Raw genomic sequence first — 7,319 nt, forward strand, 5'->3', positions numbered from 1 at the left:
AACGAACAGCCAACCGCAAAGATCCCCGCTGCCTGGTGGAAGGAGGCGTTATTGACCGAGCGCCAACGCTTCGCGGCAACCCGACCCTGCTCCCGCATTGCCTTGACCAGGAAACGCCGGTGCGGTGCTGGCCCGGCAAGAGCGCACGAGAGCGTCAACATGCGGAAGCCGCTTTCGATCTGTCCGTAGAAGTCAGATTGGCGCGGCCGATGCGGGGGATTGTTGCGGATCCAGTCCTCCACCAGGTAGTAGAACCGCCGCACCATCGCTCGATTGCCGGTCTTCATGCCGACACGCAGCAACGGCATCGTCCAATGCAATGACCCCATCAAGCCGTTGCCGCTGGTGTCCAAGCTTGCCTGCCGGCGCCACGACGGGTTCTTGCTCAGGCGCATGATTCCGAATGGGCGGATCTGTCCGGTGCCCCGCATGATCGACCGAGCCATCTCGTAATCGTCGCTCTCAGGCCCCCAGTTGCCCTGTTGGCACTGTCCGCGGGCGCGACGTCCGAAGCCGCTGCGCGGGACGACGGGGTTGAGTTCAGCCCAGGTAGGCAGCCGACCTGGCGCGAGTTCGGCGGCATCGTCGCCTGGATCACCATTGGCTGACCGAGCCACTGCGGGTGCCGTTGGCAGCGCCGGAGCGGTCGCGTGGGCGACCGCATCGGGCACCAGCAATGCGCAGGCGGTCACCGTCGCGATGACAGCACCGAGTCGAAGTCGGCGCGCAGAACTCCGCGAAGGTGTGACGGGGGGCATCACTTCACAGTAGGCACAAGCATGCCGACATGCAGCGGATAGCCCAAAACGGACGGTGAGTAACCGCACGCTTTGTGGTGATCCGGTGGCAAGACGTACCAGGTCACTCCGAGGTCTACTCGACCTCTCACTGGCTATCGTAGCTAGCCGATAATGTGCATTATGTCAGTTGCACCTCCCCAACCCTGGTGCCCTTGCGCGCGGCGCAGATCGGGCGCAGTGGTCAGTCCGCACTCGTCGGCTCACCCACGTGGCCTGGTTCCCGGAGCAACCAGAAGAATCGGGATGGCTTGTTCAGCAGGTTTGCCCAGCCAAGTACAGGCACCCTGGTAACCAGTACCGCGTCACCTGCTCGCAGCACCGGCGTCTCGTTGCCAAGGTCGACTTTCACCAGGCCCGAAGCCACCAGGATCGCTTCAGCATCTTTGTGCGGACTGCGCGGCGCACCCGATTCGCCGGGCCCGAGCTCGACGAGGTAACCCCGGAGGCCGTGGTTTGGGTGATCGAACATCGGCGTGACACCAGCGCGTGTTGGCAGGGTGTCGTAACGGGCGAGGATGTAGTCACCGGCGGTTCGGTTGGAAAGGATCTCGTCGATGCTGATTTGCAGATTCTGTGAGAGGCGCAGGAGAGTATCGAGGCCCAGCCCCCTCATGCCCGCCTCAGCTTGAGAGATCGCGCTGGGACTTACCGCAGCCAGCCTGCCGAGGTCGGCTTGGGTCAAATCCCGGTCGGTTCGGATTTTCCGCAGCCCAGCGGCGAGACGTCCGATTACCTTCTCTGGGCCAAGGCGCAGTTGGCCATCGTTCGTGTCCGCGCTGACGATCTTTCCTTCGACATTGGGCCTACGTTCTGCCTTGATCACGCGTAGCACTCCGCTGCGGATTTCGAGAACGGATTGCGTCAGCCTTCGGATGGCTTCGATGACGTTCGGCGCGGAGTTGCGGCTGATTCGCCAGTATGCGATTGCACCGAGACCGAACAACACCGGACACGTTCGAGTGAACAACTCGATGGCGCCCTCGGGGCCAAACCGTTCGGCAACGGCGTCGAGGCCATCGACGACGATCCGTGCATGTGGACGCGAACCCCTCTCGACGACCGCACGGACGAATGAACCGGGATCCGCAAGTGTCTGCCCCCCGCGAGCATCGAGGATCTCGACGCCTTTGGGCAGTTTTCGAGCGGCCTGTTCTGGCGCCTGAGTCAGTGTCACGTAGGTGGCCGACTCGCCAGGTCCCGCTCCTGCAAGCAGTGGCCGTGAAACGATGTCGAATGTGGTCGGTTCGGCGACCCAGACGACGTTGTCCCCCACGAGGATTCCGCCACCGAGGAGATCGTCGAGTCCAGGCACTCCACTGCTAACAATCAGCACGAGTTGCCACCCAATCTATTAGCCATGCTTATGTATTATTGTGGGTTCTGAAAGTAAATGTAACTGTCTTGCAGAGACGGGGCAAGTCGCTGCGGCCGCCCCGTCTCGCCAAAGACGGGAGATCCAAATGACAACGCAACTTTCATCCATGTTCCCAACTTCGAGCTTGTTGACCCCGGAGGGGATTCGGGAGCGTCTCGAATCTGACCTAGTCGTTGAGCGACGCGCGCAGCACTCCGTGGCTGTGGTGCTGGCAGATGCCCCAGAGGGTGTAGATCTTGAAGTCCACGCCCAAACGGCGGATGCCCGTCGCCAACGAATTGAGGAACTTGAGGCCGCTTTGGGGCGCCTGGAGGCGGGCCAATACGGGCAGTGCGAACGATGCTCACGGCCCGTCGCTGCGGAACGGCTCGAGTACCTGCCCCATGCCCGCTATTGCGTCGCCTGTCAGGGAGCAGCAGACATGGGAGTTGCCAACTGACCGTCTTTCGACCGCGCTTGAGTGGGACGGTAGACATCGCTGCGAAAATGGCAGCTGTGACCGATCGCGAGTACGTCGGGGACGAGGCGTTGGCGTGGCTACAGCGCTGGGAAGACGCAGGCGGCACATGGCGGATTCTCGCCAGAGACCGCCAGTCTGTGGCCGTGTCGCTGCTGCGCTGCGACGGCGGTGAGGAGGCAGACCGCTTCACCTCCGACGGTCCGCGACTCTTGGCATTCATTGATGGTCGAGGCGGCAACTGATGTCCGACTCCTGGGCGTTGGAAAGCCCTGAGGGCTCATCGGGAGCTCGAGCCGCGAGCGTCCCCCCGGGCACTGGCTGGCCTGGCGATGTCGCCGATGCCGCCACTGCCGTGGCGCACAACTCCCGCGACGTCCAGCGCCTTGCCAAGCAGTCGTCGAACCTTGCCGAGCTAGATGCCCGCATCAGCGTGTGCCGGGCCTGTCCCAGGCTGGTTCGTTGGCGTGAGGACGTCGCTGTGACCAGGCGAGCCTCCTTTGAGGACCAGCAATACTGGGGCCGACCAGTGACCGGATTTGGACCGGCCGATGCGTCCATCGCAATCGTGGGTCTGGCACCAGCCGCCCACGGCGGGAACCGCACCGGACGGGTGTTCACCGGAGACCCATCCGGTGACTGGCTATTTGCCGCCCTCCATCGCGTTGGACTGGCCAACCAATCTGAATCGGTGGCAGCCGACGACGGCTTGCAGCTGCATCGAACGCGCATTCTCGCGGCGGTGCGCTGCGCGCCGCCACAGAACAAGCCAACGACGCAAGAACGCGATCGTTGCGCGCCGTGGCTGCATACCGAACTTCAGCTGCTCAGTCCCTCTTTGCGGGTGCTGGTCGCGCTAGGCGCTTTCGCATGGCAAGCCGCCTTCAGCTCGTTGGCAGCCGTCGGAATCGCCGAGTTACCTGGTCGGCGCCCACGCTTCGGCCACGGAGTTGAGGCGACGTGTGGACCTATCACGGTGGTGGGTTCGTACCACCCAAGCCAGCGCAACACATCGACCCACCGGCTCACGCGCCAAATGCTCGACGACGTCTTGGGGCGGGCAGCGACTCTCGGTAGAGCGGCGGAATAGTGAGCGCTGTCAGGCCTGCGACGAGGCTTGCGCTTCGATCGTCGCCAGCCGCTGCTGTGCCTTGACGAGCTTCTGCTTCTGCTCATCCACTTCGACCTTCGCCGCTTGCAGTTCGTCTGCTGCGCGCTTGCGGGCCGCTGCCATCTGGTCCAAGAGATCAACCGCGCGGTTGACCGCCTTGTTCTTGCGGTTGCCGGCGTAGCCCGAATACGACGTGACCATCGCGTAGCCAATCGGGTCGCCCGATTCGATTGCTTCGACGTTGGAGGCAATTTCCGGCTCGATGCCTGCGATATACATCGATCGGGCCAGCTCCCCCAGTTGCGCTTGTGCGCCTTTGACCTCGGCGGCACGCCTCGCGAAGGCCGTATCGGTACGAATCTGATCGGCCTGCGCTCGGCTCACCCGGTCCTGTGCACTCGCCACTGCCTGGGTGGATTCTTCAACCCTGATCTTGGCGTCGTTGCGGTCTCGATCAAAACCTTGCGCCCACGCAAGACAACTACCGTCGATCGCAGCCACCGGATCGGCGAATTTGGTCCCCCACACCGACTTCCCCACTGCATCGATGACGCCGACAGGGTCGTTTCCGCTTGCGAGTGCGAGGCGAATATCGTCGTAGTAGGGCAGCGCGAGCGTGCCCACTGTCGCTGCCAACCCGGTATTCCAGTTCGGGTAGTTGCGAACCCCGACGGAATTGAAGATTGAGTCCCCCGGCATCGACTGCGTCGTGTTCAGCGGATTGAACCGCGATGATCCAGCAACAAAGTGCCCGCCCTCGGCCCTTTCCCAGGCGATCGCGGCACAGACGTTGTCGCCGGTTACCGGCCAGTTTCCGCGATTGAGTAGCGCGACGGCGAATTCTCCGGGCGTGCCGATCTCGGGTTCTGGTTGATTCGAGGTTGTGCTACTGCCGGTGGTTGGCGGCGGGTCCACGGCCGGCTGTCCGACGGCTTGGGCCGAACCTAGTGGTCCAGCCACCAGGCCGATGGCAATTATCGTGGTGGCCAAGCCCGCGCGGCGATGATTGCGCGTGCTCCCCACGTTGCCTCCATCGCTCGTCGTCCGCCGGTCGTCGCTCGTAGGCGACGGGGCCGCGCTTCGATCGTGTCGCGCAGTCACCCGCCCGAGCAGTATCCAACAGATTTGCCAAACGTGCTTGACGACGAATCAGGTCGATCGTTGTCTTGAGCCACCGCAGCAGGTAGTCGCGGACTTCCAACGCCGGCCCCGTCGGAGCAGACCGCGGGCAGGTTGGCTAGTGGTCCCGCTAGACGTGACTGGAATCGGTGTCGGACGTCCGCAGATCGACCGACTCCTCCTCGACACCTCGACGTTGGGTGTGCAGCGCGCGGAGCTGTTGCCGACGGGCCGCCATGCGCCTCACCGCTCGAATTCGGAGCGCGACTACTGCCGCGACCAGGCCAGCCAGCAGGAGTAGGAACATGGTGAACCCGGAGACACCGCCAGCGCCACTACTGGCGGGGGTGGAATCGGCCACGGCAACATCTGCGAGATTGCTCTGGCCGTTGTCGTCGTAAGTCACCGCTGGTTGCGCCGTGATGCCGTCGGGCACTGGTTGAACCTCCGGGAGTTGATCGACTCCCCCGCTCTTGTCGATGTTGGCGAAGCCCCAGTCGTAGAGGCGCTGTGCGGTTCGCTCCGTACTTTCGGCGCAGCGCATTAGCCCAACGATCAGAGTGTGACCGTCGCGTTCGACAGCTGAGATGAAGGTTCGGCCGGCCTGCGATGTAAAACCGGTCTTGCCCGCCAAAGCCCCCGGGTAGTAGTTGAGAACGAGGCGGTTCTCCGTCCAGATCTTGTGCTCGCCACGTGGATCCCCTGCCTTGGTGGGCTCAGGATTCGGGAACTGCGTGTCATGCAGGGAGTACATCTGCCGCAGAGTCGGGTTCTGCAACGACGCGCGCATGATGACCGCGAGGTCATACGCAGTCGAAACCTGGCCAGGTTCGTCCAGGCCACTGGAATTGACCGCCCTGGTGTCAGTGGCTCCGAGTCGGGCAGCCTCGGAATTCATCGCGTTGACCGTACGGTCCATTCCCCCGTAGGCGCTTGCCAGCGAGTGAGCTGCGTCGTTACCACTGGGCATGAGCATTCCGTGCATGAGATCTTCGACGCGGTAACTGGAGCCGGCGGCGACGCCAACCTGCGCGCCCTCGGCCAGGTCATCTTCTTGGCTGACCCGATATTGCGAATCGAGCTGTAGTCGAGGCTCAAGGGTATAGGCGGTCAGCGTTTTCAGCGTGCTGGCCGGAGGTAGTTTCCAATGCCAGTCGCGCCCGGCCAGAACCTTGCCGGTATCTGCGTCGGCAACAATCCACGTCCACGCCCGCACCGTTGGCAAGGGATCAGGTTGCCCGTTACCTGCCGCAACCGACGGTTCGGAGGTCGGGCTCGGAGGCGGTGAGGCGAAGATTGGCGTTGCCATCACGACCCCACCAACCGACAACGACACAGCGACAAGACCGGTTGCGGCGCGGCGCGCTAGGCCGCGAAACAGGAGTGAGGATGACATCGCGCCAATCGTAGGTCGATTGCGGCAGATTCCCGCAGACCAATCGCCGGTGAGTCTTACCCGGTGGTGCGGACGACCGCGACGCCCCTGGTTCTGGGTGGGTTGAACCTGAGGCTAGGTGCAGTGGCGCTATGGCTTACGGGTCGGCTTGAGCGTCCACACGATAGTCATCTCGCCGGTGACCGTGCCGTCGTCGGTGGCGATCGTGATCTCGATGACGAACTCCGGTCGACCTCCGCCATCTAGCTCGGCAAGTACCTCTTCGGCTGTTCGCATCATGACTGCGGTGGCCGTGACATCACCCATCGCCAGTTTCTTGTAGCGAATGGACGCTTCGACGGCCAGCGGCGTTGCATCGGCAAGGCGATCGCCGAAATTCGCCAGTACCAAAGCACCACTGGCTGACTCGGCCAAGGTGAACATGGCCCCTGCGTGCGGGCCACCCACATGGTTGAAATAGGCGGGCTGCTCGGGCAGTCTCATCACCGCTCGCTCCGGCGACAGATCCTCAAACCCGAGGGACAACGTCCCTACCATGGGGACCGCCTGTGGGAATCCGGTCTTCACATCTTCAAGATTCATGCCCATGGCTGAACCCTATGGCCCACTCACCTGCAGCGAATTGTGGGCCTGGTCTTCGGCTAGCCGATAGCACGCCGCCGAACGTCGATGTCGTTGGTCAGATCCCGGATGACCGGGCCTGGAGTCTTCGTGGTTCGCTCCAGTCGCACTAAGGCGGAACGCTCGGCCCGCAACATCTCGCGCTGGATGCCGCGGATCGTGCGGACGTGCGTCTTGACCTCCGCGGCACGGTCAGGCTCGGCGGTGTGCAACTCGACCCGCCGTACCGCCATCGACCGGAGACGGTTAACCATCGACTCGGGAATCGGATCACCGCTTTGATCGGCCTCCGCGACGATCTCGTCCAACCTCTTCAATGCGGCCTTGGCGACCGAGGCGCGCGCGTGCGCAAGTGATAGCTCGTCGGTCGTCGTGCTGAGGTTCAACCGGTCGATGATGGGGCTGGCCACAGTGGTCAACAGCAGCGACAGAATCACGAC

General features: G+C 63.2%; 9 protein-coding genes. 3 read left to right on the plus strand and 6 right to left on the minus strand.

Going from position 1 to position 7,319, the window contains the following annotated elements; translation table 11 throughout:
* On the minus strand, window positions 1-758 hold a 758-nt coding region (locus tag KAZ48_09160; protein ID MBP7972958.1), incomplete at its 3' end, for a hypothetical protein.
* A gap of 223 nt (window positions 759-981) precedes the next feature.
* Window positions 982-2,133 carry a helix-turn-helix domain-containing protein gene (locus KAZ48_09165; protein ID MBP7972959.1) on the minus strand — a complete coding sequence of 384 codons (1,152 nt, stop codon included), beginning with the start codon at window positions 2,131-2,133 and terminating at the stop codon, window positions 982-984.
* Window positions 2,134-2,281: 148 nt separating this feature from the next.
* On the opposite strand from KAZ48_09165, the gene KAZ48_09170 reads away from it, so the two are divergent.
* The 3 genes from KAZ48_09170 to KAZ48_09180 are packed head-to-tail and all read left to right on the plus strand — an operon-like array spanning window position 2,282 to window position 3,722.
* Window positions 2,282-2,614, plus strand: coding sequence for a TraR/DksA C4-type zinc finger protein (locus tag KAZ48_09170; protein ID MBP7972960.1), 333 nt, complete (start codon window positions 2,282-2,284; stop codon window positions 2,612-2,614).
* 56 nt (window positions 2,615-2,670) lie between these two features.
* Window positions 2,671-2,877: a hypothetical protein gene (locus KAZ48_09175; protein ID MBP7972961.1), complete on the plus strand. Its 207-nt coding sequence runs from the start codon at window positions 2,671-2,673 to the stop codon at window positions 2,875-2,877.
* The gene (locus KAZ48_09180) at window positions 2,877-3,722 is read left to right on the plus strand and encodes a uracil-DNA glycosylase (protein ID MBP7972962.1); all 846 of its coding nucleotides are present in this window, start codon (window positions 2,877-2,879) and stop codon (window positions 3,720-3,722) included. Before KAZ48_09175 ends, KAZ48_09180 begins: the two co-directional genes overlap by 1 nt.
* Window positions 3,723-3,731: 9 nt before the next feature.
* Here the strand turns inward: KAZ48_09180 and KAZ48_09185 are convergent, their stop codons facing one another.
* From KAZ48_09185 to KAZ48_09200, 4 genes are all read right to left on the minus strand, one after another.
* Window positions 3,732-4,766, minus strand: a complete 1,035-nt coding sequence (locus KAZ48_09185) for a hypothetical protein (protein ID MBP7972963.1) — start codon at window positions 4,764-4,766, stop codon at window positions 3,732-3,734.
* Between the two features lie 226 nt (window positions 4,767-4,992).
* Entirely contained in the window at window positions 4,993-6,258 is a 1,266-nt protein-coding gene (locus KAZ48_09190) for a D-alanyl-D-alanine carboxypeptidase (GenBank protein ID MBP7972964.1), read from the minus strand.
* A 129-nt stretch (window positions 6,259-6,387) separates the two neighbouring features.
* Window positions 6,388-6,840 carry a DUF4442 domain-containing protein gene (locus KAZ48_09195; protein MBP7972965.1) on the minus strand — a complete coding sequence of 151 codons (453 nt, stop codon included), beginning with the start codon at window positions 6,838-6,840 and terminating at the stop codon, window positions 6,388-6,390.
* A gap of 59 nt (window positions 6,841-6,899) precedes the next feature.
* Window positions 6,900-7,319, minus strand: a 420-nt coding sequence (locus KAZ48_09200) for a hypothetical protein (protein ID MBP7972966.1), incomplete at its 5' end; no start/stop codon positions are given.

The organism is Candidatus Nanopelagicales bacterium (assembly GCA_018003655.1).
Classification (GTDB): domain Bacteria; phylum Actinomycetota; class Actinomycetes; order S36-B12; family UBA10799; genus JAGNDY01.

Bases quoted from the DNA above. Each gene is read 5' to 3' on its own strand.
- KAZ48_09170 (MBP7972960.1), top strand. From the start codon at position 2,282: ATGTTCCCAACTTCGAGCTTGTTGACCCCGGAGGGGATTCGGGAGCGT.
- KAZ48_09180 (MBP7972962.1), top strand. From the start codon at position 2,877: ATGTCCGACTCCTGGGCGTTGGAAAGCCCTGAGGGCTCATCGGGAGCT.
- KAZ48_09190 (MBP7972964.1), bottom strand. From the start codon at position 6,258: ATGTCATCCTCACTCCTGTTTCGCGGCCTAGCGCGCCGCGCCGCAACC.
- KAZ48_09195 (MBP7972965.1), bottom strand. From the start codon at position 6,840: ATGAATCTTGAAGATGTGAAGACCGGATTCCCACAGGCGGTCCCCATG.